The 26,468-nt window shown below is 69.0% G+C and carries 21 protein-coding genes; 12 read left to right on the top strand and 9 right to left on the bottom strand.

Annotated features, from left to right (window positions below; translation table 11 throughout):
- Positions 1-39: 39 nt before the first annotated feature.
- Complete coding sequence (locus CCN51_RS20675; protein WP_014173213.1) at positions 40-1,263, bottom strand: FAD-dependent monooxygenase; 1,224 nt, start codon at positions 1,261-1,263, stop codon at positions 40-42.
- Complete coding sequence (locus CCN51_RS20670) at positions 1,260-2,660, bottom strand: MFS transporter (protein WP_014173212.1); 1,401 nt, start codon at positions 2,658-2,660, stop codon at positions 1,260-1,262. The genes CCN51_RS20675 and CCN51_RS20670 overlap by 4 nt, the downstream gene beginning before the upstream one ends.
- Before the next feature lie 581 nt (positions 2,661-3,241).
- Between CCN51_RS20670 and CCN51_RS20665 the strand changes: the two genes are divergently transcribed.
- The 3 genes from CCN51_RS20665 to icmF all read left to right on the top strand — a co-directional run bounded on the left by CCN51_RS20665 (position 3,242) and on the right by icmF (position 8,252).
- Positions 3,242-4,093, top strand: a complete 852-nt coding sequence (locus CCN51_RS20665) for an ATP-binding protein (protein ID WP_238545259.1) — start codon at positions 3,242-3,244, stop codon at positions 4,091-4,093.
- Positions 4,094-4,140: 47 nt separating this feature from the next.
- Complete coding sequence (locus CCN51_RS20660; RefSeq protein ID WP_014173209.1) at positions 4,141-4,905, top strand: helical backbone metal receptor; 765 nt, start codon at positions 4,141-4,143, stop codon at positions 4,903-4,905.
- Positions 4,906-5,021: 116 nt separating this feature from the next.
- Positions 5,022-8,252, top strand: a complete 3,231-nt coding sequence (gene icmF, locus CCN51_RS20655) for a fused isobutyryl-CoA mutase/GTPase IcmF (protein WP_014173208.1) — start codon at positions 5,022-5,024, stop codon at positions 8,250-8,252.
- Between the two features lie 15 nt (positions 8,253-8,267).
- Here the strand turns inward: icmF and CCN51_RS20650 are convergent, their stop codons facing one another.
- Together CCN51_RS20650 and CCN51_RS20645 are read right to left on the bottom strand one after the other, a co-directional pair.
- A complete protein-coding gene (locus CCN51_RS20650; protein WP_014173207.1) occupies positions 8,268-9,035 on the bottom strand; it encodes a FadR/GntR family transcriptional regulator in 768 nt (255 codons plus the stop codon).
- Positions 9,032-10,498, bottom strand: coding sequence for an amidase (locus CCN51_RS20645; RefSeq protein WP_014173206.1), 1,467 nt, complete (start codon positions 10,496-10,498; stop codon positions 9,032-9,034). The genes CCN51_RS20650 and CCN51_RS20645 overlap by 4 nt, the downstream gene beginning before the upstream one ends.
- Before the next feature lie 150 nt (positions 10,499-10,648).
- Here CCN51_RS20645 and CCN51_RS20640 point away from each other — a divergent pair, with 150 nt between their 5' ends.
- The 8 genes from CCN51_RS20640 to CCN51_RS20605 are packed head-to-tail and all read left to right on the top strand — an operon-like array spanning position 10,649 to position 19,303.
- Positions 10,649-11,722, top strand: a complete 1,074-nt coding sequence (locus CCN51_RS20640) for an isocitrate/isopropylmalate dehydrogenase family protein (protein ID WP_014173205.1) — start codon at positions 10,649-10,651, stop codon at positions 11,720-11,722.
- Between the two features lie 5 nt (positions 11,723-11,727).
- Entirely contained in the window at positions 11,728-13,260 is a 1,533-nt protein-coding gene (locus CCN51_RS20635; protein ID WP_014173204.1) for an ABC transporter substrate-binding protein, read from the top strand.
- A 16-nt stretch (positions 13,261-13,276) separates the two neighbouring features.
- A complete protein-coding gene (locus CCN51_RS20630) occupies positions 13,277-14,227 on the top strand; it encodes an ABC transporter permease (RefSeq protein WP_014173203.1) in 951 nt (316 codons plus the stop codon).
- Entirely contained in the window at positions 14,224-15,117 is an 894-nt protein-coding gene (locus CCN51_RS20625; protein ID WP_014173202.1) for an ABC transporter permease, read from the top strand. Before CCN51_RS20630 ends, CCN51_RS20625 begins: the two co-directional genes overlap by 4 nt.
- The gene (locus tag CCN51_RS20620; protein ID WP_014173201.1) at positions 15,114-16,157 is read left to right on the top strand and encodes an ABC transporter ATP-binding protein; all 1,044 of its coding nucleotides are present in this window, start codon (positions 15,114-15,116) and stop codon (positions 16,155-16,157) included. The genes CCN51_RS20625 and CCN51_RS20620 overlap by 4 nt, the downstream gene beginning before the upstream one ends.
- Positions 16,150-16,983 (top strand): ATP-binding cassette domain-containing protein, encoded by an 834-nt coding sequence (locus tag CCN51_RS20615; RefSeq protein ID WP_014173200.1) that lies wholly within the window; start codon positions 16,150-16,152, stop codon positions 16,981-16,983. The genes CCN51_RS20620 and CCN51_RS20615 overlap by 8 nt, the downstream gene beginning before the upstream one ends.
- Positions 16,984-16,985: 2 nt before the next feature.
- A complete protein-coding gene (locus CCN51_RS20610) occupies positions 16,986-18,500 on the top strand; it encodes an aldehyde dehydrogenase family protein (RefSeq protein ID WP_014173199.1) in 1,515 nt (504 codons plus the stop codon).
- 5 nt (positions 18,501-18,505) lie between these two features.
- Entirely contained in the window at positions 18,506-19,303 is a 798-nt protein-coding gene (locus CCN51_RS20605) for an SDR family NAD(P)-dependent oxidoreductase (RefSeq protein ID WP_014173198.1), read from the top strand.
- A 72-nt stretch (positions 19,304-19,375) separates the two neighbouring features.
- On the opposite strand, the gene CCN51_RS20600 is transcribed toward CCN51_RS20605, so the two are convergent.
- From CCN51_RS20600 to CCN51_RS20590, 3 genes are all read right to left on the bottom strand, one after another.
- Positions 19,376-21,643, bottom strand: a complete 2,268-nt coding sequence (locus CCN51_RS20600; RefSeq protein ID WP_014173197.1) for an arylsulfatase — start codon at positions 21,641-21,643, stop codon at positions 19,376-19,378.
- A 133-nt stretch (positions 21,644-21,776) separates the two neighbouring features.
- Positions 21,777-22,769 (bottom strand): formylglycine-generating enzyme family protein, encoded by a 993-nt coding sequence (locus CCN51_RS20595; RefSeq protein ID WP_043486030.1) that lies wholly within the window; start codon positions 22,767-22,769, stop codon positions 21,777-21,779.
- Between the two features lie 69 nt (positions 22,770-22,838).
- Positions 22,839-23,300 (bottom strand): Lrp/AsnC family transcriptional regulator, encoded by a 462-nt coding sequence (locus CCN51_RS20590; protein WP_014173195.1) that lies wholly within the window; start codon positions 23,298-23,300, stop codon positions 22,839-22,841.
- A 210-nt stretch (positions 23,301-23,510) separates the two neighbouring features.
- On the opposite strand from CCN51_RS20590, the gene CCN51_RS20585 reads away from it, so the two are divergent.
- Positions 23,511-23,726, top strand: coding sequence for an ACT domain-containing protein (locus tag CCN51_RS20585; protein ID WP_014173194.1), 216 nt, complete (start codon positions 23,511-23,513; stop codon positions 23,724-23,726).
- On the opposite strand, the gene CCN51_RS20580 is transcribed toward CCN51_RS20585, so the two are convergent.
- Both CCN51_RS20580 and CCN51_RS20575 read right to left on the bottom strand, forming a co-directional pair.
- Entirely contained in the window at positions 23,721-25,085 is a 1,365-nt protein-coding gene (locus CCN51_RS20580; protein WP_014173193.1) for an aspartate aminotransferase family protein, read from the bottom strand. The genes CCN51_RS20585 and CCN51_RS20580 overlap by 6 nt on opposite strands.
- Before the next feature lie 34 nt (positions 25,086-25,119).
- On the bottom strand, positions 25,120-26,468 hold a 1,349-nt coding region (locus tag CCN51_RS20575; protein WP_086859957.1), incomplete at its 5' end, for a CoA-acylating methylmalonate-semialdehyde dehydrogenase.

Genomic DNA, 26,468 nt, shown 5'->3' with positions numbered 1-26,468 from the left:
TACGGAGTCAGGAGTTCTCAGTGCGGCCGGCGTATCAGGTCACGGCATCGGGGCGAATTCGGGCAGCGTAAGGGCTGAGTGGGCGGGTCGTGCTGTCGCGGAGGGCATGGTGACGAGGCCACGCAGCATGGTGTTGCGTTGCTCCAGGGCCCGCACCGTGGTGGGGAAGAGCGTGGCCGCACCGTTGTCGACCAGTGCCTGATTCATGGCTACGAACTCGCGAACGTCGCGTTCGTAGGCGGCGAAGGCCGCAGTGTGGTCCCGGTTCGTGGCCAGGGCGTTGGCGAGCATGTAGGCACCGACCAGCGCAAGGCTTGAGCCTTGTCCGGTAAGGAACGAGGGTGCGTACGCGGCGTCGCCGACGAGCGCGACGCGGCCGTTGGACCAGCGGGGCATGCGGATCTGACCGGCCGTGTCGAAGAACAGGTCATCCGCGTCGCGCATGGCGTTGACCAGGCCAGGGACCTCCCATCCCGCGCCTGCGAAGATCGTGGCGACCAGGTCCCGCTGGGCGTCGGGGTTCCGGAGGGCATCGAACGGCGGGTCTGGTTGGTGAAAGTTCAGGAAGGCGTGCAGCTCGTCGTTGCCCCCGACGGCGTAGAGGGCCGCGGCTTTCCCCGGGGCGTTCCACATCATGAGCTCGCGGGAGAGCCCGAAGGTGTTCGGCATGGTGAAAATGGCGAAGCAGTAGCCGAGGTAGCGGTGGAACTGCTCTTCGGGGCCGAACAGGGACTCCCGGGTGTGTGAGTGCATACCGTCGGCGCCGACTACCAGGTCGAACGTGCGCCGTTGCCCACTGTGGAAAGTAACGTCGACCCCTTGTTCGGACTGGTCGAGGGTGTCGATGGAGTCGCCGAACAGGAATTCCACGTCGTCGCGGACCATCGCGTAGAGGATCGCGGCCAGATCCCCACGACGTACCTCGAGATCCTGCCCCTCGACACCGCCGGCAACGGCGCTCGGGCTGACCGAGGCCACTTCACTGCCATCGGCGTTGAGGAAAGTGCAGCGACGCGAGTCGATATGCGCGTCCCGCAGTTGCGGCAGTATCCCCATCCGCCGGACCACCTCTATCGCGGTACCGCGGATGTCGATCGGGTAACCACCGTCGCGCAGTGCGCCTGCCTTCTCCACCACTGTGACCGCGAATCCGGACCGGTGCAGCCAGTACGCCAGCGCGGGTCCGGAGATACTGGCCCCGGAGATCAGGACTCTGCGCTTCGCCGTAGTACTCATGTCCATCGACAGACCGGTGGATGTCATGCCTGGGCTCCCTTTTTCTTCGTGATACGGACAACGAGCAGTGACAGTGCGGCGACGAGGCCGGCGACGGCGAAACCTGTGACGAAGGCCGATTCGGTAGGCAGGCCCGTCGTCGGGTCGGCCCCGGCGTCGAGGATCGCGGCGGCGATCTGGACGCCCAGGGCGATGCCGATTACGCGAGTCACCACGAGCACGCTGGTGGCGATGCCGATGTCCCTGGTCTCGACGGCGGTGGCAGCGCTGGTGAGCAACGCCGTGGTACCGACGCCCGCGGCCATCGCGGCCAGCGCCTTCGCGAGGACGAGCTGCCATTCCGCGGTGTGCAGCGACACCAGGGTGGTCATCGTGGCCGCCGTGACGACGGCGCCCACGACGACCACGGCACGCAGACCGAAACGCCGCGCCGTGATCCCGCCGACCGAATCGCTCACCGCCCCGGCGATGGCGCCGGGCAGCAGGAACAGTCCGATGTCGGTGGTGCTGGCTCCGAAGCCGTACCCGTCGCCCGGTACCCCGAACAGCTGTGGGAGCAGAAAGCTCACCATCCCGAAACTGGTGGTTATGACGATGGTGAGCATGCACGCATGCCACATCGCAGGCTTTGCCAGCATGCGTAGATCGACCATCGGCGAGGCTGCCCGGCGCTCGACGACGACCCATCCGGTCGCGAGGGCGGCCACGACCACCGCGAGGGCCCCGACCGTGAGTGGCGGCAGGCCGTCGTCGCCCGTCACCCTCACGAGCCCGAGCATGAACGCGAGCAACGTGCCGCTCAGCAGAACCACGCCAGGCCAGTCGATCCCGTACTCCGATTCGATCGGCGGATCATGCGGCATCAACCGAGCCACGACCAACGTCGTCGCGATGATCGCGATCGTCGGCAGCGCGAACATCCAATGCCAGGACAGTCCTTCCGCGATCGGCCCGGCAGTGAGCGTTCCCACCATGCCGCCGCCCGTGAACAGCGCCATGACCAGCCCCATCCCCAGCTGTGACTCCCCTGCCGGGAGGTGTTTGCGCACCAGGATGAAGGAAAGGGGCAGCGCACCCACCATGGCGCCCTGCAATACCTGACCGAGTAACAACACCGGCAGGTTCGGCGCCAGGCCGGCCAACAGACCACCGGCCGAGACCACGGCCATCAGCCGGACCAGCACCCGCTTTCCGCCGTAGCGGTCGCCAAGTTTGCCTGCGACGGGTGCGACGGCGGCGCCGGTGATGAGCACTGCGTTGGAGACCAGTGCCCCTTCGCCAGAGCTGACCCCCAGCTCACGTTGCAGCAGCGGGAGCGCTGGATCCACCACTGTCTGCAGGGTGCCGAGGGCGAGTGCCAGGGCGCCGAGGGCGCCGATCGACAGCCTCCCGATGCGGACCGGGGAAACCACAGCTTCGGACATAGATGTCCTTTTCATCGTTGGTTGCGAGCAAGTGCGTGGACCTGCTTGATGTGCGGGATTCGCACGCCTCCAACATTTCTCTCCGGCGCGCCGCCGGGCATCGTCCCTGGCCGCCGTCTTCCCCTGGTCCACCCGGACCAGCCACTTACGTGTCCTGGTGCCTACGCACTACAGGCCGACTCGGGCCGGGGCGGGGCTTGGCCTGGAGTTCAGTGACCTGGTCTACAGCCGGACTGTCACGCCCGGGGTCGAGGGGGTGCGCAGCGGCGGTGGAGATGTGACCCGTTATGCTGCCACTAATCCCGTCCCGGGCATTCCGTCGCTCTGCCGGCCGCTCGCCGACACAGGACCCCACTTGGACCGTTTTGCGTGGGCGGAGACCGGCCTCGGCCGGGGAGTACGGATAGGAAAGGTACGTGAGTGGCGAGGGCAGGCGGATCGCTGACCCGTAGGGGGCTGCGCGGCCGAGAGGTCGAGCTCGAAGAGCTTCAGGCGCTGATCGCCTCGGTGGCCCGCACCGGAAGCGGCGGGTTGGCCCTGATCCCAGGTCCCTGCAGCCCGGCACGCTGCGCTTCCTCCAGATGGGAGCGGTGCTGGGACGCAGTTTCGGTTTCCACGACGCCGCCGCGCTCTGCGGCCGGCCGACCGCCGCGTTGATCGAGGCGCTCGAGGAAGCCGTGCGCGCCGGACTCCTCGACGACGGCGGCGATCATCTGGCCTTCCGGCATGATCTGCTGCGCCAGGCGGTCTATGTCGACATCCCGCCGTCAGCCCGGAAGGCTCTTCACCGGGAGGCTGCCCACCACCTTGTCTCCGCGGGCCATCAGCCGATCGATGCGGTGCCGCACATCCTCAGGGGAGCCCTGCACGGGGACGAGGAAGCCGTGGCGCTGCTTGAGCGAGCGGCCGACGACGTACTGTCGGTCACGCCGGGCCTCGCGGCCGACCTGATGACACGCGCTCTGGATCTGGTGCCCCCGGCACTGCCGCTGAGGTTCACCGTGGGTGAGCGGACGATCCTCTCCTTGACACGGGCCGGCAGGAACCGCGAGGCACTGTCGGCAGGCGACCGGCTACTGGCCGGCCGGCCATCGCCGGAGGCGTTCAGCCGGCTGCAGGCTGCCCTCGGTGGGGCGCTGTGGAACATGGATCTCGCCGGCGAATTGCGCCGCCGGGCCGAAACCGCCCTCGCCATGGGGGGCGCCGCCCCGGAGATCGGGGCGAGGTTGGCCGCCCTGCACGCACTGGCCTTGTCCCGGGACCATGATCTCGTCGCGGCGCGTGAGGCCGGCGAGACCGCGCTGCGTGCCGCCACCGCGGTCGGTGATCGGGAGGCACACATCCTGGCCCTGTCCGGGCTCGGCGAGATCGCGCAGAACGCGGGTGAGAACGCGGTCGCGCAATGGCGCGACACTCAAGGCTTGGCGTCGTAGGCCTGTGGATGTCCGAAACCGTACGAGAGCAAGCGAGGGGAGCGGTCATGCCGCCGCTGTACGACGACATGGGCACCGCCGTGCACCTGGCCCGTCCGCCCCGCCGGGTGGTGTCCCTCGTGCCGTCGCTCACGGAGGCGGTCGCCGACGGCCATCCGGAGGTCCTGGTCGGGGCGACCCAGTGGTGCACCCATCCCGGTGATCTGGACGTGGTACGGGTGCGGGGCACCAAGAACCCCGACCGGGAGGCGATCGCCCGGCTTCGGCCGGATCTCGTGATCGCGAACAAGGAGGAGAACCGCGAACTCGACGTCACCCGGTTGCGCGCCGCGGGAGTGCCGGTGTGGGTGACCGTCATCGAGACCGTCCCACAGGCCCTGGACTCGCTCGAGCGGCTGTTCGCCGAGGCGCTTCAAGTCCCGGTCCCCGACTGGCTCGACGCGGCGCGGGAGCTCTGGTCGGGCCCCCTTCCCGAGGCCACGGTCACCGCGGCGGTCCCGATCTGGCGGGACCCCTGGATGGTGGTCGGGAGGTCCACCTTCACCGGCGACCTGCTGCGCCGGGCCGGTGTCGCCAATGCGTTTGCCCGGCATCCGGACCGCTATCCGCATATGGCCCTGGAGGAGATCGACCAACCGGACGTGGGCGTCGTCCTGCTGCCCGACGAGCCGTATGTGTTCACCGAGAGCGACGGCCCCGAGGCCTTCCGCCGCACACCGACCCGCCTGGTCAGCGGTCGGCTGATCACCTGGTACGGCCCGTCGCTGCTGCCGGCGCACGAGATGCTGAGGCGGCTCGTCGCCGCGCTGTGAGCCGGGAGGGCTCGCCCGCTGTGCTTCTCTTCACACCGACCTCACCTTCAGTAATTTACTAGGACGTCCTAGTATCTTGTTGGTCAGCGTCCCCTCAGCTGTCCGGGAAGGCCCTCATGAACGATCTGCACCGCCCTGTGCACCCTGTCCGCCTGGTTACGGCTTCGGCGCTGTTCGACGGGCACGATGCGTCGATCAACATCATGCGGCGGATCTTCCAGTCCCAGGGCGCCGAGGTGATCCATCTCGGGCACAACCGCTCCGTCCGCGAGGTCGTGGACGCGGCGCTCGAGGAGGACGCACACGGCGTCGCGGTCTCCTCCTACCAGGGCGGACATGTCGAGTACTTCGAGTACCTGGCCGCGTCGCTGCGCGAGCGGGGAGCGGACCACGTCCGCGTGGTGGGCGGCGGAGGCGGTGTCATCGTGCCCGAGGAGATCGCCCGACTGCGCGAATGCGGGGTGACGATCTTCTCCCCCGAGGACGGCCAGCGGCTCGGCCTCGCCGGGATGGTCAACTCGGTGGTGCGGGACTGCGATTTCGACCTCTGGGACCGCAAGCCGGCCGACGCCGCCGCCGTACTCGCCGGCGACCGGTTCGCGATCGCCCGCGCAATCACCGGTGCCGAACTCGGCAAGCTGCCCCCGGAGCTGCTGGAACAGATGCGTGCCGCCGCGGCGGCGCGGGTCACACCGGTGCTCGGCATCACCGGCACCGGCGGCTCGGGAAAGTCGTCACTGACCGACGAGCTGGTGCGCCGGTTCCGTGTGGACCAGCACGACAAGTTGCGGATCGCGGTGATCGCGGTCGACCCGACCCGCCGCCGTGGCGGCGGTGCGCTGCTCGGTGACCGGATCCGGATGAACTCCCTGGACGGGCACCGGGTCTTCTTCCGGAGCCTGGCCACGCGCGGCAGCCGCGAGCTGCCCGAGCAGCTGTCCGATGTCATCGACGTGGTCAAGGCGGCCGGGTTCGATCTGGTGGTCGTGGAGACACCGGGCATCGGCCAGGGAGACGCGGCGATCGTGCCGTTCGTCGACACCTCGCTGTATGTGATGACGCCGGAGTTCGGCGCCGCCTCGCAGCTGGAGAAGATCGATATGCTCGACTTCGCCGACGTGGTGGCCATCAACAAGTTCGAACGGCGCGGCGCCAAGGACGCACTGCGTGATGTGGGCCGCCAACTGGTCCGCAACCGCGAGGCGTTCGGTATGCGGCCCGAGGACATGCCGGTGTACGGCACCTCGGCGGCCACGTTCAACGACGATGGTGTCACCGCGCTCTACCAGTATCTGAGGACCGCCCTGGCCGAGCGGGGCCTGCCCCTGTCCGAGGGCACGCTGCCGCCGGTCGACGTACGCCACTCCTCGGGCATCCGGCAGGTGGTGCCCACGGACCGGGTGCGCTATCTCGCCGAGATCAACGAGACGGTCCGCCGGTACCACGAGGAGACCGAGCGGCTGGCCGGGGCGGCCCGTAGGGTGCAGCGCCTGGACGCGGTCAGGGGCGAGCTCGTCGAGGCCGGCTCCGACGCCGGGAGCGTGCAGTCGCTGCTGGAGGACGCCCGCAAGCAACTTCCGCACGACGTCACGGAGCAGATCGGGAACTGGCCGACCGTCGTGGCCGCCTACTCCGGTGACGAGCAGGTCGTGAAGGTCCGCGACAGGGAAATCCGTACCAAGCTGACCCGCGAGTCGCTGTCCGGCAACAAGGTCCCCCGCGTCGCCCTGCCCAGGTTCACCGACCACGGGGAGCTGGTGCGGTTCTGGCGCCGGGAGAACCTGCCCGGCTACTTCCCCTTCACGGCCGGGGTGTTCCCGTTCAAACGCGACGGGGAGGACCCGGCGCGGATGTTCGCCGGCGAGGGCGATCCGTTCCGTACCAACCGGCGCTTCAAGCTGCTCTCCGAGGGCCAGCCGGCCACGCGGCTGTCCACTGCCTTCGACTCGGTCACCCTCTATGGCCGTGACCCCGGCGAACGCCCCGACATCTACGGCAAGGTCGGCACCTCCGGGGTGTCGGTGGCCACGCTGGAGGACATGAAGGCCCTCTACGACGGCTTCGACCTGGTCGCGCCGACGACCTCGGTCTCCATGACGATCAACGGACCCGCGCCGACCATCCTGGCGTTCTTCCTGAACACCGCCATCGACCAGCAGACCGAGCGATTCCGCACCGCCGAGGGGCGTGACCCGTCCCCCGAGGAGGCCGCCCGCTTGCGCGCACACGCGCTGGCGAGTGTGCGCGGCACGGTGCAGGCCGACATCCTCAAGGAGGACCAGGGCCAGAACACCTGCCTGTTCTCCACCGAGTTCTCCTTGCGGATGATGGCCGACATCCAGGAGTGGTTCATCGCGCACAAGGTCCGCAACTTCTACTCGGTGTCCATCTCCGGCTACCACATCGCCGAAGCCGGCGCGAACCCCATCAGCCAGCTGGCCTTCACCCTGGCCAACGGCTTCACCTATGTCGAGGCCTACCTGGCGCGCGGTATGGACATCGACGACTTCGCCCCGAACCTGTCCTTCTTCTTCTCCAACGGCATGGACCCCGAATACTCCGTGCTCGGCCGGGTCGCCCGCCGCATCTGGGCGGTGGCGATGAAGGAGAAGTACGGGGCGAATGAGCGCAGCCAGAAGCTGAAGTACCACGTCCAGACCTCAGGCCGCTCCCTGCACGCCCAGGAGATGGACTTCAACGACATCCGCACCACCTTGCAGGCGCTCATCGCCATCTACGACAACTGCAACAGCCTGCACACCAACGCCTACGACGAGGCGGTGACCACCCCCACTGAGGACTCGGTCCGCCGGGCCCTGGCCATCCAGCTGATCATCAACCGGGAATGGGGCCTGGCGATGAACGAGAACCCCCTGCAGGGCTCGTTCATCATCGATGAACTCACCGATCTGGTCGAGGCCGCCGTGCTCGCCGAGTTCGAGCGGATCAGCGAGCGCGGCGGTGTGCTCGGCGCCATGGAGACCGGCTACCAGCGCGGCCGGATCCAGGACGAGTCGATGCTGTACGAGCAGCGCAAGCACGACGGCACCCTGCCGATCATCGGAGTCAACACGTTCCGCAACCCGCGCGCGGACACCGCCGAGCCCGGCACCATCGAGCTGGCGCGCGCCACCGAGCAGGAGAAGGAGTCCCAGCTGGAGCGCGTGGGCGACTACCAGGCCCGCCACCGCGACCAGGCCCACGCCGCCCTGATGGCCCTCAAGGACGCGGCGGTGAACGGCCACAACGTCTTCGCCGTCCTCATGGACGCCGCCCGGGTCTGCTCGCTTCAGCAGATCACCGAGGCGTTCTTCGAGGTCGGCGGCCAGTACCGGCGCAACGTCTGACCACCTGCCGGCGGTTCAGGGCTCCTCGTCGTCCACGAGAGCGAGCAGCGGCCCCTGCTCGCTCTCGGGGACGTAGCCGGCGTAGTAGTCGAGGAGTTTGCGTCGCGAGATGCGCGCCGCCGCCGCGCCGTCCCGTGCCCGGATCGCCTCCAGCACCTCCTGGTGGTGTTGGAGCGATTCGCGCATCAGCGCCTTGCGGTTGTGCGCATGGGCGACCTTGTCCGAGATCAGCGAGAGGACGGCGCCCCGGACCACCTGGTTGCAGACCTCGATAAGGGAGTTGCGGCTGGCCACGGCCACCGCCTCATGGAACGCGACGTCCGCCTTGCTGAACTCGTCGTACCCCGTCTCGATCGCGTCCGACATGACGGCGATCGTCCGCTCCATGGCGGACAGTTCCTCCTCGGACCGCAGCCGGGCCGCCAGCATGCTCGCCGAGCCGTCGAGGATCATGCGGAACGAGATCAACTCGGCCATCGACACATTGTCGAACTGGACGAGCCGGGTCATCTCCTTGGTCAGGCCCGCCGAGGAGAACGGCAGGATCTCCGGGCCGTTCGGGTCACCCGGGCGCGAGCGGATCAGGCCGTTGCTCTCCAGTACGCGCAGGGCCTCGCGTACGGTGGGCCTACTCGCCCCGAACTGCGTCACCAGCTCTCGTTCGCTCGGCAGGCGCTGACCGGGCTTGAGGTCGCCGCGTGTGATCGCCTGCTCGATCTGCTCGACGATCCGCTGGTAGAGCCGTACCGGCGAGACCTGCTGGAACTGTGCCCCGTCACTCACGGCTTCTCCCCTTCGAGCGTTGTCGTCTTCTCCCCGGTGGTCGCCCCGGTGGTCGCCCCGGGGGCGCTGTCCGGCCAGTGCGGGACCGCCTCGGCAGGCCGGTTCTGTTCGTACCACGCCGCCGCCCGCAGGACACCGAGATCGTCGAATCGGCGGCCCGCGAGCTGCACCCCGATGGGCCGACCGTCCGCCGTCAGACCGCAGTTGACGGTCGCCGCGGGCTGGCCCGACATGTTGTACGGCGCGGTGAAGCCGATATGGGCCATGGTCTTCGCGTCTTCCAGGAACGGCATCGGCTGCTCGGCGGGGAACGCCGCCACCGGAGCCACCGGCGAAAGCACCAGATCGTACGGGAGCGTCGCCGCCACGGTCCGCTCCTGGATACGCATGATCTGCTGGTAGCACTGGAGCACCCGGGTGCCCGGCACATCCGCGCCCCCCTGGCACCATCGGATGATGCTGGGGTGGACGCGCAGCTTGGCCTCGGCCGGCAGTTCGCGGAAGTCGTTCCAGGACCGCACCCGCCAGAACAGATCCAGATCGTCCAGGAGATCCTGGCTCATGAACGGCTCCACCGGCTCCACGACGGCTCCCGCCGCCTCGAAGAGCGCGGCGGCGCGGTTCACCGCGGCACGGACCTCGGCGTCGCAGGGCTCCCCGCAACCGGCGTCCAGCTGCACCCCCACCCGCAGTCCGCGCACCTCGCCGGCCGACGCCGACCAGTTGATGTCCTGCGGCGGCAGACTCGACCAGTCCCGGGGATCGGGCCGGCTCAGGACACTCATGAACAGGGCCGCGTCCGCCACGGTGCGCGCCATGGGGCCGGCGGCGCGCCCCAGGTACGGGGCGTCCAGCGGGATCCTTCCGTAGCTGGGCTTGAGCGTGGCGAGCCCCAGCCAGGTGCCCGGCAGCCGGATCGATCCCCCGATGTCGGTGCCGACGTGGAGCGGACCGTATCCCCCGGCCGCCGCGGCCCCCGCGCCGGAGCTGGAACCGCCCGTGGTCCAGGCGGGGTTCCAGGGGCTGCGGGTAATGCCGTGCCGGCTGGAGACTCCCGAGGAGAGCATGCCCCAGTCCGGCATCACGGTCGACCCGAGGACCACCCCACCGGATTCGAGGACCCGCGCGGTGATGGGCGCGTCCGCCTCGGGGACGACCGGCACGGTCCCCGCGTTGCCCGAGGGCATGGGGACGCCCCTGCGGGCGACGTTCTCCTTCAGCGTCACGGGCACGCCGTCGATGGGCCCGAGCGGTTCCCCCGCCGCCCAGCGCGCCTCGCTGGCCAGGGCCGCTTTGCGGGACTCATCCGGATCCCGCACCCAGAACGCGTTGAGCACACTCTCGCGCGCCTCGATCACCGCCTGGACGGCGTCGTGGACCTGCACGGGCGACAGCGTGTGGTCGGCGAATCCGGCCACCATCTCGACGGCCGGCATGGTGGCCAGGCCCTGTTCGGTGAGCACTTGCACTCTCCCTATCCCCCAGCGACCGCTGGGCGGTGCCCCCTTGCGATACCCGTCGCATACGAACCCTTGACAAGCACAGCCTCAGTCGTCACGGTACCTGGCAAGTGAGCTTACTGGTCAGGCCAGTGAGAGGGGAAGGTGGCGTATATGACGCGGGAGACCAAGGTCGTGCGGCTCGCCGTCATACCGGGTGACGGAATCGGCCCCGAGGTCGTCGCGGCAACGTTGCCCGTGCTCCGGGCCGCGCTGGAGGCCGACGGCCACCGGCTCGACGTGACCTCGTTCGACTGGGGAGGCGAGCGGTTCCTCCGGCAGGGCGCGGCGATGCCGGCCGATGCGGCCGACCTCGTGAAGCAGACGGACGCCGTGTTGTTCGGCGCCGTCGGACGCCCTGATGTGCCGGATCACGAACTGGTCTGGGGCCTGATCATCGGCCTGCGGCAGCAGCTCGACCTCGCCGTGAACATCCGCCCGGTGCGAGCGTTCCCCGGAGTCCCCACCAAGGTGCGCGACACCGATGGCGTGGACCTGGTCATCGTCCGCGAGAACACCGAGGGCGAGTACGTCGGCGCCGGCGGGGTGGCGCACGCCGGCAGCGGACACGATCTCGGCATCGAGATCGCGGTGCACTCCCGTCGCGTCATCGAGCGGGCGGCGCACCATGCCTTCGCCCTGGCCGGCCGGCGGTCGGGGCGGCTGTGCCTGGTGACCAAGTCCAACGCGATGCGATACGGCTATCCGCTGTGGGACCGGGTGGTGCGCGAGGTCGGCGAGCAGTACCCGGCGGTCCGGCTGGAAACCGTGCTGGTCGACGCCATGGCCGCCCGTATGATCCAGGCTCCGCGCTCCCTCGACGTCCTGCTCACCAGCAACCTGTTCGGCGATATCCTCTCCGACCTCGCGGCGGTGCTCGCCGGCGGTATGGGCATGGCGCCCAGCGCCAACGTTCTTCCGGGCGCCGATGTGCCGGGCATCTACGAACCCGTCCACGGCTCCGCACCGGACATCGCCGGGAAGGGCGTGGCGAATCCGGTGGCATGCCTGCTCTCCGGGGCGCTGCTGCTCGACGACCTCGGACACACCGGCGCGGCTCACCGCATCCGTGACGCGGTGGCGGGCACCTTGCGAGATGCCCGGCACCACACGGCCGACCTCGGCGGAAACGCCACCACAGCGGATGTGTCATCCGCTGTCCTGCACACCATGGAAAGCCAGGGGTAGCACATATGAGAGACAACAAGCAGCTGACGCGACACACCGGGGTGGTCGCGGCCACGCTCGCATCCCTACTGCTGGCAGCCTGCTCGGCCGGGTCCACGGCAGACGGAGGTGGCACGGGCAAGTCCGGGAAGACCGACGACGCCCTGAAGATCGGCCTCAACGCCGAGCCGGCCAACCTCGACATCACCAAGACCGCGGGCGCCGCCATTCCCCAGGCACTGCTCTACAACGTCTACGAGAACCTGGTGAAGGTGGACCAGTCCGGGAAGATCCAGCCCCAACTGGCCAAGTCGTGGAGTCTGTCCAAGGACCGTAAGACATACACGTTCCAGTTGGTGAAGGACGCCAAGTTCAGCAGTGGCGCACCGTTCACCGCCGAGGACGCGAAGTTCTCCATCGAACGCGTCAAGTCCGACTGGACGATCGCGCAGAAGGCCCAGATGGACGTCGTCGACACGGTGCAGGCGGTGTCACCGACCGAACTCAAGGTCACCCTGAAGGAGCCGAGCAACGACTGGCTGTACCGGATGACCACCCGCGTCGGCGTGATGTTCAGCCGGACCGGTGTGAGCAAGCTGGCCACCGAGCCGGTGGGCACCGGCCCGTACGTGGTGAAGAAGTGGAACCGCGGCGACTCGATCACGCTGGCCCGCCGTGATGGCTACTGGGGGAGTGAACCGCACTTCGCGTCGGTCACCCTCAAGTACTTCAAGGACCCGACAGCCATGAACAACGCGCTGCTCACGGGCACCATCAACGTGATCGGCACGATGCAGACCCCGGATTCTCTGGACCGGTTCGCGAACAACTCGACGTACAAGGTCATCGAGGGCACGACCAACGGCGAGGTGCTCCTCTCCCTCAACAACGGCTCGGGCCCGCTGAAGAATCTGAAGGCCCGCCAGGCCGTCCGCTACGCCATCGACCACAAGGCCCTGCTGGACACCTGCTGGGCGGGGCGCGGCAAGCTCATCGGCAGCATGGTCCCGCCGACCGACCCGTGGTACCAGGACCTCACGAACCAGTATCCGTACGACCGCGACAAGGCGAAGAAGCTCCTCAAGGAGTCCGGTGTGGCCGGCAGTACGCTGCGGCTGCGGATTCCGACGCTGCCCTATGCCACCGCGTGCGGCACCGTGGTCAAGAGCCAGCTCGAACAGGCCGGGTTCAAGGTCACCCTCGATCAGCTGGAGTTCCCCGCCGCCTGGCTGAGCACCGTGTTCAAGAACGCCGACTACGACATGTCCATCATCGGACATCTGGAACCCCGCGATATGCAGACGGTGTTCGGGGACAAGAGCTACTACACCCACTACGACAACCCTGAATTCCGCGCGTTGCTGAAGAAGGCGGACAAGGGCACCCAGGAGGAGCAGATCACCGCCATGCGGCAGGCTGCCCGGCTGCTGTCCAAGGACGCCGCGGCCGACTGGCTGTTCCTGCTGCCGAACCTGATGGTGGCGGACAAGGACATCACCGGCCTGCCCGTGGACAACGTCTCCGAGTCACTGGATCTCACCGGCCTGGGCCGGTCATGAAAGGCGGACTCAACAGATGATCGTCCGTCTGGTGCAGCGGATCGGGATCCTCCTGGCCAGCCTTGTCGTGAGCTCCGTGTTGGTGTTCGCGTTCATGGCGGTGCTGCCAGGGGATCCGGCCCGCGTCGCCCTCGGCGTCAGCGCGTCGGACACGGCGGTGGCGCAACTGCGCGAGCAGTTCGGGCTCGACCGGCCGCTCGTGGTCCAGTACTTCAGCTGGGTCAAGGGACTGGTGACCTTCGACCCGGGTAACTCCTATATCTCACAGACGGCGATCGGCCCGCAGATCGCCGACCGCCTCCAGGTCACCCTGTGGCTCGTCGGCGCCGGGATGGCGCTCGCCTGCATCCTGGCGATCCCCATGGGCACGCTCATGGCGGTGCGGCACCGCAAGCCGTCCGGGCTCATTCTCTCGGCCTTGTCCCAGGTCGGCGTGGCCGTCCCGGCCTTCCTCGCGGGCATCCTCCTGGTCACCGTGTTCGCGGTGGGGCTCGGGTGGCTGCCGGCGAACGGCTGGACACCCCCGGCGCAGGATCCGGTCATGTTCCTCAAACAGCTGGTGCTGCCCGCGCTGTCCCTCGGACTGGTGCAGGGGGCCATGCTCACCCGCTATGTCCGCAGCGCCGTGCTCGATGTCCTCCGGGAGGACTATCTGCGCACCGCCCGTGCCAAAGGACTCCGTCCGACGCGGGCGCTGCTGCGGCACGGCCTGCGGAACGCGGCGGTGCCCGTGGTCACCGTCCTGGCGTTGCATCTCGCCACGCTGCTGGTGGGCGCCGTGGTCATCGAACGGGTCTTTGTCATCCCCGGGCTCGGGAGCCTGCTGCTGGACAGCGTCTCCAACCGGGACCTCATCATGGTGCAGGACGTGGTCATGATCATCGCAATGGCGGTGCTGCTGGTGAACTTCCTGGTGGACATCATCTATCTGGTGATCGACCCGCGGCTCAGGGCGGGTGCGTCATGAGCGCTCCGGACACCAAGTCCGCTCCGGACACCAAGGCTGCCGCGTCCGCGGTGCCCGACGTCCGTCGTCGGCGCCGCCCGGTGACGGGCAGCCTGCTGGTGGGCGGTCTCATCGTGGCGGTCGTGCTCGGCATGGCGCTGCTGTCCTTCGTCTGGACGCCGCACGACCCGACCCTGGTGAACGCCTCGGCGCGGCTGCAGAAGCCGTCCCTGGAGTACTGGTTCGGCACGGACAAATTCGGCCGTGACGTGTTCAGCCAGATCCTGGTGGGCTCGCGTACCACGCTGTTCGTCGGCTTCGTGGCGGTGGGGGTCGCCGCCGTGGTCGGGGTGCCCCTCGGCATCGCCGCCGGGATGGCGCCCCGCTGGCTCGGCGAGCTGCTGATGCGCGCCAACGACCTGCTTCTCGCCTTCCCGGCGCTCCTGCTGGCCATCATGTTCGCCGCCGTGTACGGCGCCAGCACGCTGGTCGCGATGGTCGCCATCGGTATCGCGTCCATCCCCAATTTCGCCCGGCTGATCCGCGGCGGCACGCTGCAGGTCATGAAGACCGAGTACGTCACCGCCGCGCGCGCGGCGGGCCGCGGGCCGTTCGCGATCGCTGTGCGGCATGTTCTGCCCAACGTCAGCAGTCTCGTCATCGTGCAGGCGTCGGTCGGCTTCGCCATCGCCGTACTCGCCGAAGCCGCACTGTCCTTCCTGGGCTTCGGCACCCCGCCCCCCACACCGTCCTGGGGCCGGATGCTGCAGGAGAGCCAGGAGATGCTGTCGTCCGCCCCCCGGCTCGCCGTGTTCCCGGGCATCGCGATCGCGGTGGCGGTGCTCGGATTCAACCTGCTCGGTGACGGCCTGCGCGACCGTTTCGACCCCAAGCTGGAGGACCGCAGATGACCGGCAACGTGACTGGCGACGTGCTGGCCGTGCGGAACCTCGACGTAACGGTGGGCGGCCGTAAGCTCGTCGAAGATGTCGGCTTCACCATCGGGGCCGGCGAGCGGGTCGGCCTGATCGGCGAGTCGGGGTCGGGCAAGTCGCTGACCGCGCTGAGCGTCATGGGCCTGCTCCCCGAAGGGCTCCGGGCCACGGGTTCGGTGCGGCTCGCCGGAGTCGACCACGACCTGGTCGGCGCCGACGAGGCGCGGATGTCCCGGGTGCGGGGCAAGGAGATCGCCATGGTCTTCCAGGAGCCCATGACCGCCCTGAACCCCACGATGAGGGTGGGGCGGCAGATCGCCGAGGTGCTGCTGATCCACCGGACCAGGCCCGACCGGGCCTCCGCGCGAGCCGCCGCCGTGGAACTGCTCGCCCAGGTGGGGCTCCCCGACCCCGCGGCCGCCGCGCAGGCATACCCGCACCAGTTCTCCGGAGGCCAGCGGCAGCGGGTGGTGCTGGCCATCGCCCTCGCGAACGACCCCGCACTCCTGGTCTGCGACGAACCCACCACCGCGCTCGACGTCACGGTGCAGGCGCGGGTGCTCGACCTGATCGTGCGCGGTGTCCAGGACCGCAGGTCGGCCATGCTGTTCATCACCCACGACCTGGCCGTGGTGGCCACCGCCTGCGAGCGGGTCATGGTCATGTACGGCGGACGGCTGGTCGAGTCCGGACCGGTCCAGGAGGTGTTCACCCGCCCTCGGCACCGCTACACCCAGGGCCTGATCGGCGCATCGGATCTGACCGTGGTGGACGACCGCGGCCGGCTGGCCACGATCCCCGGATCGGTACCGCCGGCGGGCCAGTTCCCCGCCGGATGTGTCTTCAGAAACAGATGTGCCCACGCGACCGAGGCGTGCGCCACCAGGCCGGAATGGGTCCCGACCGGGCCGGACTCCGGCTACGCCTGCTTCCACCCGGCATCCGAGAGCCCGGCATCCCAGAGTGGCGCGCACGTGAAGGGCACACCCATGAACCAGGAGGCCGGCCGTGGCTGAGCAGCCGACCGCCATCAGCGTCCGCGACGTCACACGCGTCTACCACCGTCCGCGTACCTCGCTGCGCCACCCCAGCCCCCCGGTGCACGCCCTGCGGGGCGTCAGCTTCACCGTCCCCCAGGGGCAGCGGTTCGGCATCGTGGGGGAGTCGGGGTGCGGTAAGTCGACCCTGCTGCGGATTCTGGCCGGGCTCGACCGCCCCACCAGCGGTAGCGTCGCGATCGACGGCCGGGACATCACCGGGCTCAGGGAGAGACAGCTCGGGTTCGTCCGCGAGCGGCTTCAACTCGTGTTCCAGGACCCGATGAGTTCGCTGGACCCGCGTATGCGTGTCGGTGACATCGTGGCCGAGCCGCTGGTCGCACAGGGACACTCGAACCGCCGGGAGCGGGTGGCCGAGTTGCTCGAGGCCGTCGGCCTGCGGGCCGACGCGGCGGACCGGTATCCGCACCAGTTCTCCGGCGGCCAGCGGCAGCGCATCTCGATCGCGCGCGCCCTCGCCCCCCGACCGAAGATCATCGTGGCCGATGAGCCGGTGAGCGCCCTGGATGTGTCCGTACGGGCCCAAGTGCTCAACCTCATCGCCGACCTCGTCGAGGAGCTGTCCCTCACGCTGGTCTTCGTCTCCCACGACCTGTCCGTGGTCCGCCATGTGTGCGACCGGGTCGCGGTCATGAACGGCGGACAGATCGTGGAGACCGGGCCCACGGAGCAGGTGTACGAGGAGCCGCAACATTCCTACACACGCAGGCTGATCGCCGCCGTACCGACCCTGGGCAAGGCACTGTCCGGCGTGTCGGCGGCCGACCTCAACCGGGAGTACTGACCGTGACGACCCACGTCGAACCCGCCAGTGGCGAAAGCGCCCAGGTGTTGGAGTTCCACCAGTTCCCGACGGGGTTGCCCATCGGCGACCACTGGGTGGCGGCACCCGCCGCGGAGGACATCCGCTTCCCCTACGACGGGACGCTCGTCGCGCGGGCCCCGGTCGGGGACACCGACCTCGCGCGCCGCGCGGTGGACGCGGCCGTCGCGGTCCGCGAACAGGTCGGCCGGCTCCCCTCGCACACCCGCAGGGCGGCCCTGCTCGCCACGCACGAGGCGATCGCCGCCAGGCGCGCGGACTTCGAACGGCTCCTGGTCCTGGAGACCGGCAAACCGCTGGTCGACTGCCGTGTCGAGGTGGACCGCGCGCTGCTGACCCTGCTGACGGCGGCCGAGGAAGTGGCCCGGCTGCACGGGGAGACGGTGCCGCTGGACCTGCTGCCGTCGGGGGAGGGGCTGCTCGGCTTCTGGACCCGTAAGCCGATCGGTGTGGTGGTGGGCATCGCGGGCTTCAACTACCCGCTGCTGCTCGCCGCGCACAAGGTCGCGCCGTCGCTGGCCGCCGGCTGCCCGGTCGTCGTCAAGCCCGCCCCGCAGACACCGCTGGCCACCCTGTGGCTGGTGCACCTCCTCCGCGAGGCCCTGCGCGCCGCCGGGGCGCCGCCGGCCGCGGTGCAACTGGTGACCGGGGGGCCCGAGGTGGGTGTCGCGCTGACCACCGACCGCCGGATCGGGGCGGTGTCCTTCACCGGCTCTGCCGCCGTGGGCCACCGGATCGCCCGGGACGCGGCCCCCACCAAGGTGCTGCTCGAACTCGGCTCCAACGCCGCCCTGGTGGTCGCCGCCGACGCCGACCTCGACGCCGCCGCCGACGCGGTGGTGCGCGGTGGGTACTACGCGTCGGGCCAGGCGTGCATCAGCGTGCAGCGGGTCATCGTGGTGGACGCCGTACGCGAGGAGTTCATGGCCCGCCTGGCGGAGCGGGTGGCCCAGGTGGTCGTGGGCGATCCCCGCGATCCGGCGACGAGGGTTTCGGCACTCATCGACAAGCGGTCGACCGAGCGGGTCCGCGGATGGCTGGACGAGGCGGTGGCGGCGGGGGCGTCGCTGGTGGCCGGGGGCAAGGTCACCGACGGGGTGATCGAGCCCACCGTGCTGCTCGACGTGGACCGCGCCCTCCCCGTCTGGGGCGAGGAAGTCTTCGGCCCCGTGGTCGCGGTACGGTCCGTCCCCGATCTGGAGACGGCCTTCGACCTGGTCAACGACTCGCGCTACGGACTGCACGCGAGCGTCTACACCAGCGCCCTCGACACCGCGTTCGCCGCTCTCGACCGCCTGGAGGTGGGCGGAGTGGTGGTCAACGAGGTGCCCGGTTTCCGTTCCGACGTCATGCCGTACGGCGGCGTGAAGGACTCCGGGGCCGGACGGGAGGGCCCGAGGTTCGCCATCGAAGAGCTCACCGTCACCCGTATGGCAGTGATCCGCCCGACGACAACTCCGACGACAAAGAAGCCGTGAGGACCATGCAAGCAGAGGACCGCACCGATGCGGTGGACGCGTACTCCCGCCTGTTCAGGCTCGACGGCCGCAAGGCCGTCGTGGTGGGCGCGGGCAGCGGGATCGGCCGCGAGAGCGCCCTGGCGCTGGCCGCGCACGGCGCCACGGTGGTGTGCGCCGACCGCGACCTGACGGCGGCCACGGCGTCGGCGTCGATGGGGCCGGGCCTTGTCCCGTACGCCCTGGATGTGCTCGACGGCGAGGCGGTGGCGCGCGCTGCCGAGGAGCTCGGCCCCGTCGATGTGCTCGTCTTCACCGCTGCGACGAATGTGCGCAAGCGGCTGCTCGATTACACGGCGGAGGAGTTCGAGCGGGTCGTGGCGCTCAATCTGCGCGCGTCCTTCGACCTGGTGCGCGCGTTCGGCCGTGGCATGGCCGAGCGTGGCAGGGGAAGCATCATCGGCTTCAGCTCGATCCGCGCGGTGGCCGTCGAGCCGGGGCAGGGGGTGTACGCGGCCACGAAGGCGGGCCTGGTCCAGCTGGTGCGGACCGCGGCGGCCGAACTGGGCCCGTCGGGCGTGCGGGTGAACACCATCGCCCCGGGCATCGTGGACACACCGCTGACCACGCAGATCAAGGCCGTGCCCGAGTGGTCGGAGGCGTACGCGACCAAGAGCGCCCTGGGCCGCTGGTCCCGCCCCGATGAGCTGGCCGGCGCCGTGGTCTACCTGGCGTCGGACGCGTCGTCCTTCGTCACGGGGAGCCAGCTCTTCGTGGACGGAGGCTGGACGGCGATCGACGGACGCTTCACACCGCCCACCTGACCGGATGACCAACTGGGAGCGACGCGGGCCCCGAAGGGCTCCGCGTCGCTCCCAGTCGTGTGGCGGCGGGAGTCAGTCGATCCGCTCGAAGGGCTCCGTGTCCTCTTCGTCCGGCGCGACCGTGAACACAACCTTCTCGAACGCTCCGGTGTACGCGAATTCGCCGTCGTAGCCGGTCGAGGAGGGCGACAGGGTGTCCCGGCCGATGTCGAGGCCCTGCCAGCCCAGGAAGTGCGGGAGGACTCGCGGAATGGGCTCGGAGCCGACCGTCCTTCCCGATACATACAGGTGTCCGGTGCCCCGCATATCACCGGTCTTGACGAATTCGAAGGTCAGCTCCGCCGGGCCGAGCGGGAGTTCTTCCGCGGAGGTCACCGTGTACCGGGTGCCGAGGAAGTTGTACTCGTAGATCAGCCGGTTGTCCTTGACGTACAGGACGTATCCGCTGCTGATGTTGCCCAGGGACACCAGGACACCCTCGTCCGACGCGGCGGCCCGGTCGACGAACGCGGTGATGCGGTGTCCGCGGTTCATCACCGGTGGGACCGCGGCGATGGGCAGATGGGCCATACCGGGGTAGTAGGTGAAGATGGTGCGCATCCGCGGGGAGCCGGGGCGCGGAATCTTCGCCCGGTAGGCGAAGCCTTGGTCGTCCAAGGGCAGCACATCGTACTTTCCCGCCTCCACCCAGAAGCGGGAAATCATCTTCTGCAGCTGCTCGGGCCGCTTCTGCGCCAGGTCGTCGCACTCCGAGAAGTCGGTGTCGTGGTGGTAGAGCTCCCACTGGTCCGTGTCGAACGACGTACCGCGCTGGTGGAAGGAGACGGCCTTCCAGCCGTCGTGCCAGATCGCGCGGTGTCCGAACATCTCGAAGTACTGGGCTTCTTTGCGTGTCGGCGCGGTCGGTGAGCCGAAGGTGTAGGCCATGCTCACACCGTGGACCGGCAGTTGCGGAATGCCGTTGTAGACCGAGGGGGACTGCACACCCAGCAGTTCGAAAAGGGTCGGGACGATGTCCGTGACATGGTGGAACTGCTGCCTGATCTCGCCGGTGCGCGGCAGACCCCGCGGCCACTGCACAATGAGCGGGCAGCGGACGCCGCCTTCGTGGGTGTTCTGCTTGTAGCGCTTGAACGGGGTGTTTCCCGCCTGTGCCCAGCCCCACGGGTAGTTGGCATGGGCGCGGGCGGTGCCGATGTCATCGATCCGCGCGACCATCTCCTCCAGGTCCTCGGCGATGCCGTTCTGGAACGCGGTGGGGTTGAGCGAACCCTTCTGCCCGCCTTCCTGACTGGCCCCGTTGTCCGACAGCAGGATGGTGATGGTGTTCTCCAGCCGGCCTATCCGCTCCAGGAACTCCATGAGCCGGCCGATCTGGTGGTCGGTGTGGTCGAGCATCGCCGCGTAGGCCTCCTGGAGGCGTACGGACAGCTTCTTCTCGTCGTCCGACAGCTCGTCGAAGGGAACGACCCCTGGGTTGCGCGGCGCAAGTTCGGTGCCGGGCGGCAGGATGCCCCGTTCGATCTGGCGGGTGTGGCGGGTGGCGCGCTCGGCGTCCCAGCCGTGGTCGAACCGGCCCCGGTACTTCTCCAGGTACTCCTGGGGAGCCTGGTGCGGGGCGTGTGCCGCGCCGAACGCCAGATACATGAAGAAGGGCTTCTCAGGAGTGACCGACGTCTGGTCCGTAATGAACTGGATGGCCCGGTCGGCCAGGTCCTCGCTGAGGTGATAGCCCTCTTCCGGGCTCTTGGGCGGGTCCACGGCGTGGTTGTCGTAGAACAGCTCCGGATAGAAGCTGTCCGTCTCGGCTTCGAGAAAGCCGTAGTAGCGCTCGAACCCGCGGGACAGCGGCCACTGGGTGTACGGCCCGGAGGCGGTGGTCTGCTCCATCGGCGCCAGATGCCACTTGCCCACGGCCATGGTGTTGAAGCCGCTGTCGCGCAGCACCTCGGGCAGGGTCGCGGCGGCCTTGGTGATCCGTCCGCGACCGCTGGGGAAGCCGGTGTCGAAGTTGGACAGCATGCGCATGCCGACGGAGTGGTGGTTGCGGCCGGTCAGCAGGGAGGCACGGGTGGGCGAACACAGCGTGGTGGTGTGGAAGTTCGCGTAGCGAAGGCCGTCGGTGGCGAGGGCGTCCATGGCCGGGGTGTCGATGTCCGAGCCGAAACAGCCCAGGTCGGAGAAGCCGACATCGTCGAGCACGATGACCACGACATTGGGCGTGTCCTCGGGGAGCGTCTGCGGATCCGGCCACCAAGGAGTCGACTCCTCGTAGGTGGTGCCGATCTTGCCTTGGAAAGTGCCGCTCTCGGACGGCGGATACGGAGAGGCGTTGGTCATCCAGGAAGCTCCTTTGACCAAGGAAGGCTCAGGTTAACTGGTCTTACCAGTAGTCTGGGCAGTAAGTTTCGCCCGCTCCTGTTGTGGTGTCAACCATCGCCGGCCCAGCCGGCCCGCTGGGGCGGCGGTTCGTCTACCGAACCGTCCGGGGCAGGTCGGCCGCGCAACGGAACCCCATGTGTCCGGTGCTGCTGTCCGGTGTGTTGGAGGTGCGCGCGGCGACGCGGTAGCGGTTGCAGTACGACGCATGGCACAGATAGGAGCCGCCGCGGATCACCTTCGCCTCCCCGGCGGGAGGCCCGGCCGGGTCCTGGCGGGTCTCCGGACGGTCGGCCGCGTGCCATGTGGTGCTCCACCAGTCGGAGCACCATTCCCACACATTGCCCGAGGTGTTGTAGAGGCCGAAGTTGTTGGGCCGGAAGGTCTTGACCGGCGCGGTGCCCAGATATCCGTCCTCACCCGTGTTGACCTGTGGAAACCGCCCCTGCCAGATATTGCAGCGGTGCTGCCCGCGGGGCAGCAGTTCGTCCCCCCAGGGGAAGCGGGAGCGCTCCAGACCGCCACGCGCCGCCCTCTCCCACTCCGCCTCGGTGGGCAGGCGCTTGCCCGCCCAGGCGGCGTAGGCGGACGCGTCGCGCCAGGAGACATGGACGACGGGGTGGTTCGACAGCTCGGTCCATGACGACCCCGGCCCGTACGGGGCCTGCCAGCACGCCCCCTCCACCGCGAGCCACCAGGGCGCCTGCGCCACCGTGTCGCGCACCAGGTGCCGGGCCCCGGGGTGGACGAGCGCGTAGAACACGTAGGACCAGCCGTAGCGCTCGGCATCGGTCCGATAGCCGCTGGCACGCACGAACGCCGCGAACTGCCTGTTGGTGACAGCCGTGGCGTCGATGAGGAACGGCGACAGCCGCACCGCCCGGACCGGGCCCTCACCGTCCTCGGGAAACGCGTCGGCGTCATCGCCCCCCATCGAAAACGTTCCTCCAGGGATGTGCAGCATGGCGCGCAGCCCCTGCGCCCGCTCCCGCTCCGAGGCCCGGAGCCGAACGGCGGAGGGCTCGGGGATCTCCCGGTCGCCCTCTGAGGCGCCCCCTGAGGCGGGGGCGCAACACGCACCTGACATCGCTCCTCCGACCGCGGCTGCCGCTCCTGGCCCGACTGATCACACATACACCGCTGAGTCCGGGCGGTCTCAGGGCACGGGAGCTCCACGCTGCCAGGAGGCGATGACGATCAGTGTCTTCGTCTGCAGCACACCGACCCCCTTACGACGCAGACGATTGACCACTTTCTGCAGCTCATCGACGTTGTCGACATGCAACCTGACCAGTGCGTCCACATCGCCGGTGAGCGTCAGCACCTCGTCGACCTCCGGCAGGGTCGACGCGAACTCCACGATGTCATGGATGTCCGTGTCGCCCGTGAAACGCAGCTCGGTGACCGCCTGAAGGCCCTGACCGAGCCTGGCCTGATCCGTGGTGATCGTGTAACCGGTGATGACCCCCGACTCCTCGAGGCGTGTGATGCGCCGGCGGACCGGCGCCGGCGAGAGCTTCACCAGACGTGCGATATCGCGCACGGTGCGCCGCCCGTCGGCTCGCAGCAACTCCAGGATCTGCAGATCGACCGAGTCGAGATGTACGGGTGCCGACATGCCACAAGTGTAAGCAGCACTTACCGCGACGCTCACTTTCGCCCCGGCCGGACTGCTCGACGGGAGCGTGCTTCGCATCGCTGTGCGCACTTTCGTTGTGGACGTCATCGCGCTCTTGCCACGGTGTCCCTCATGTCAGCCGCGACACAGTCAGCAACCCGTGCTGCCCCCTCCGAAGCCGTGAAACCAAGCCCGCACCCCGGTGGTGCCGTGCTGCAACTCGAGGTCGTCGCCATGCCCCTGGCGGTCGCCCGGGTCGCATCGATCCTGGCACACCGCCAGTTCGACCTGATCACCATGGATGTCGCCGCGCCCGTCGACGGGCTGCGGAGGATCACCATCGAGGTGGACACGGCAGACGAGATCAAGTTGCAGCAGCTCGTCAAGTTCCTGAACCGGGCACCCGAGGTCGTCACGGTGTCATGACGACGCACCGCACAGCGTGTCGACCCGGCTCAGGACCTGGTCGATGATGTGCAGCCCCTCGCGGGCCTCGGATTCGGTGATGGTGCACGGCGGTACGAGGTGGATGCGGCCCGAGTTGGTGAACGGCAGCAGTCCGAGCTCCTTCGAGGCGCGGACGGCCTCGGCCATCACCGGGCTGCTGCCCCCGGTCGGCGCGACAGGCCGGCGGGTGTGCCGGTCGGTGACGAGCTCGATGGCCCAGAAGACGCCCCGTCCGCGGACTTCGCCGACGCTGGGGTGCTGTGCGGCGAGCCGGACGAGTTCGGGGCCGAACACGTCGGTGCCGATGCGGCGGGCGTTGTCGATGATGCCGTCGCGTTCCATGACGGTGATCGCGGCAACGGCCGCCGCACACGCCAGCGGGTGCCCGGAGTAGGTGAGCCCGCCGGGGTAGGGACGGTGTGCGAAGTGCTCGGCGATCCGGTCCGAGATGACGACACCGCCCAGCGGGACGTACCCAGAGTTGACGCCCTTGGCGAAGGTCAGCAGGTCGGGGACCACGCCTTCGTCGTCGCAGACGAACCACGCGCCGGTGCGGCCGAAGCCGGTCATCACCTCGTCGACGATGAACACGATGCCGTACTGGTCGCACAGCGCCCTTACGCCTGCGAGATAGCCGGGCGGGGGCGGCATGATGCCGGCCGTGCCGGGGATGGCCTCCAGCAGGATCGCGGCGATGGTCTGCGGCCCCTCGAGTTCGATGACCTGCTCGAGGTGTGCGAGTGCCCGCCGGCACTCCTCCTCTTCGGTCGTCGCGTCGAAGTGGCTCCGGTAGAGGTACGGGCCGAAGAAGTGGACCACACCCGAGGTCCCTTCGTCGTTGGGCCAGCGGCGCGGGTCCCCGGTCAGGTTGATCGCGGTCTGCGTTCCGCCGTGGTACGAGCGGTAGCGGCTCAGTACCTTGGGCCGGCCGGTGGTCAGCCGGGCCATGCGCACGGCGTGTTCGTTGGCGTCGGCACCGCCATTGGTGAAGAACACCCGGTTCAGCTCGCCGGGGGCGCGTTCGCAGATCAGGCGGGCCGCCTCGGAGCGCTGGTCGTTGGCGTGCTGCGGGGCCACCGTGGCCAGGGTGCGGGCCTGGTCGGCGATCGCTTCCACGACGTAGGGGTGCTGGTGGCCGATGTTGGTGTTCACCAGCTGGGAGGAGAAGTCGAGCAGCCGGTTGCCTTCGCCGTCCCAGATGTAGGAACCCTCGGCGCGGGTGATGACCATGGGCGTGATTTCGGCCTGGGCGGACCAGGAGTGGAAGACATGGCGGCGGTCGAGTTCGTAGGTCCGGGCGATAGCCTGCGGGTTGAGTTCGGGGTGGACGAGAGTCATGACGTGCGTCTCCTTCAGGCGGTCTCAGGCGGTCTCAGACGGTCTGCGGGAAGCCGAGGTTGAGGCCGCCCTGGCTGGGGCCGCGCCAGCGGGTGGTGACGACCTTGCCGCGGGTGAAGAAGTGCACGCCCTCGGTACCGTGCGCATGGGTGTCCCCGAACAGGGAGCTCTTCCAGCCACCGAAGCTGTAGTAGGCCATCGGCACGGGAATCGGCACGTTGATGCCGACCATGCCGACCTCGACCTCGTTGTGGAAGCGGCGCGCGGCCCCGCCGTCATTGGTGAAGATCGCCGTGCCGTTGCCGTACGGGTTGGCGTTGATCAGCTCCAGGGCCTCGTCGTAGGAGTCGACCCGCAGGACGGACAGGACCGGTCCGAAGATCTCGTCGGTGTAGCAGCTCATGGTGGTGGTGACGCGATCGACCACGGTGGGGCCGAGCCAGAAACCGTCCCGGCCGCCGTCGGCCACGACCTGCCGTCCGTCCACGACGATGGCCGCGCCCTCCCGCTCGGCCCCGTCGATGTAGGAGGCGACCCGGTCGCGGTGCGCGGCCGTCACCAGCGGCCCCATGTCACAGTCCCGGGTGCCGTCGCCGGTCCTGACGAGACGGGCGCGCTCGGCGATCTTCGCGACCAGTTCGTCGGCGATGGCCCCGACCGCCACGACCGCGGAGATCGCCATGCAGCGCTCCCCGGCCGACCCGAATCCGGCGTTGACCATGGCGTCGGCGGCGAGGTCCAGGTCGGCGTCGGGCAGCACGACGGCGTGGTTCTTCGCCCCGCCCAGCGCCTGGACCCGCTTCCCCTCGGCGGTTCCCGCGGCGTACACGTACTGGGCGACCGGCGTGGAGCCCACAAAGCTGATGGCCTTGACGGCCCGGTGGGACAGCAGTTCGTCGACCGCGACCTTGTCACCCTGCAGTACGTTGAACACCCCGGCAGGCAGTCCGGCCTCGGCCCACAGCTCGGCCAGCCACAGGGCGGCCGAGGGATCCTTCTCGCTCGGCTTGAGCACCACGGTGTTGCCGGCCGCGATGGCTACGGGGAAGAACCACATGGGCACCATGGCGGGGAAGTTGAACGGCGAGATGATGCCGACCACTCCGAGCGGCTGCCGGATCGAGGTCACGTCCACCCCGGTCGAGGCGTTCTCGCTGAACCCGCCCTTGAGCAGATGCGGAATGCCGCAGGCGAACTCCACGACCTCCTGGCCGCGGGTGACCTCGCCCAGCGCGTCGGACAGGACCTTGCCGTGCTCACCGGTGATGATCTCGGCGAGCTCGCCCTTGCGCTCGTTGAGCAGTTCACGGAACCGGAACATGATCGCGGTGCGCTTGGCCAGCGAGGTGTCACGCCAGGCGGGGAAGGCGGCCGCGGCCGCCT

Origin of the sequence: Streptomyces milbemycinicus (assembly GCF_002154605.1) — a bacterium.
GTDB lineage: Bacteria > Actinomycetota > Actinomycetes > Streptomycetales > Streptomycetaceae > Streptomyces > Streptomyces milbemycinicus.
This window is presented reverse-complemented; position numbering and strand designations above follow the sequence as displayed.

Bases quoted from the DNA above. Each gene is read 5' to 3' on its own strand.
- CCN51_RS20675 (WP_014173213.1), bottom strand. From the start codon at position 1,263: ATGACATCCACCGGTCTGTCGATGGACATGAGTACTACGGCGAAGCGC.
- CCN51_RS20670 (WP_014173212.1), bottom strand. From the start codon at position 2,660: ATGTCCGAAGCTGTGGTTTCCCCGGTCCGCATCGGGAGGCTGTCGATC.
- CCN51_RS20665 (WP_238545259.1), top strand. From the start codon at position 3,242: ATGGGAGCGGTGCTGGGACGCAGTTTCGGTTTCCACGACGCCGCCGCG.
- CCN51_RS20660 (WP_014173209.1), top strand. From the start codon at position 4,141: ATGCCGCCGCTGTACGACGACATGGGCACCGCCGTGCACCTGGCCCGT.
- icmF (WP_014173208.1), top strand. From the start codon at position 5,022: ATGAACGATCTGCACCGCCCTGTGCACCCTGTCCGCCTGGTTACGGCT.
- CCN51_RS20640 (WP_014173205.1), top strand. From the start codon at position 10,649: ATGACGCGGGAGACCAAGGTCGTGCGGCTCGCCGTCATACCGGGTGAC.
- CCN51_RS20635 (WP_014173204.1), top strand. From the start codon at position 11,728: ATGAGAGACAACAAGCAGCTGACGCGACACACCGGGGTGGTCGCGGCC.
- CCN51_RS20630 (WP_014173203.1), top strand. From the start codon at position 13,277: ATGATCGTCCGTCTGGTGCAGCGGATCGGGATCCTCCTGGCCAGCCTT.
- CCN51_RS20625 (WP_014173202.1), top strand. From the start codon at position 14,224: ATGAGCGCTCCGGACACCAAGTCCGCTCCGGACACCAAGGCTGCCGCG.
- CCN51_RS20620 (WP_014173201.1), top strand. From the start codon at position 15,114: ATGACCGGCAACGTGACTGGCGACGTGCTGGCCGTGCGGAACCTCGAC.
- CCN51_RS20605 (WP_014173198.1), top strand. From the start codon at position 18,506: ATGCAAGCAGAGGACCGCACCGATGCGGTGGACGCGTACTCCCGCCTG.
- CCN51_RS20600 (WP_014173197.1), bottom strand. From the start codon at position 21,643: ATGACCAACGCCTCTCCGTATCCGCCGTCCGAGAGCGGCACTTTCCAA.
- CCN51_RS20595 (WP_043486030.1), bottom strand. From the start codon at position 22,769: ATGTCAGGTGCGTGTTGCGCCCCCGCCTCAGGGGGCGCCTCAGAGGGC.
- CCN51_RS20590 (WP_014173195.1), bottom strand. From the start codon at position 23,300: ATGTCGGCACCCGTACATCTCGACTCGGTCGATCTGCAGATCCTGGAG.
- CCN51_RS20580 (WP_014173193.1), bottom strand. From the start codon at position 25,085: ATGACTCTCGTCCACCCCGAACTCAACCCGCAGGCTATCGCCCGGACC.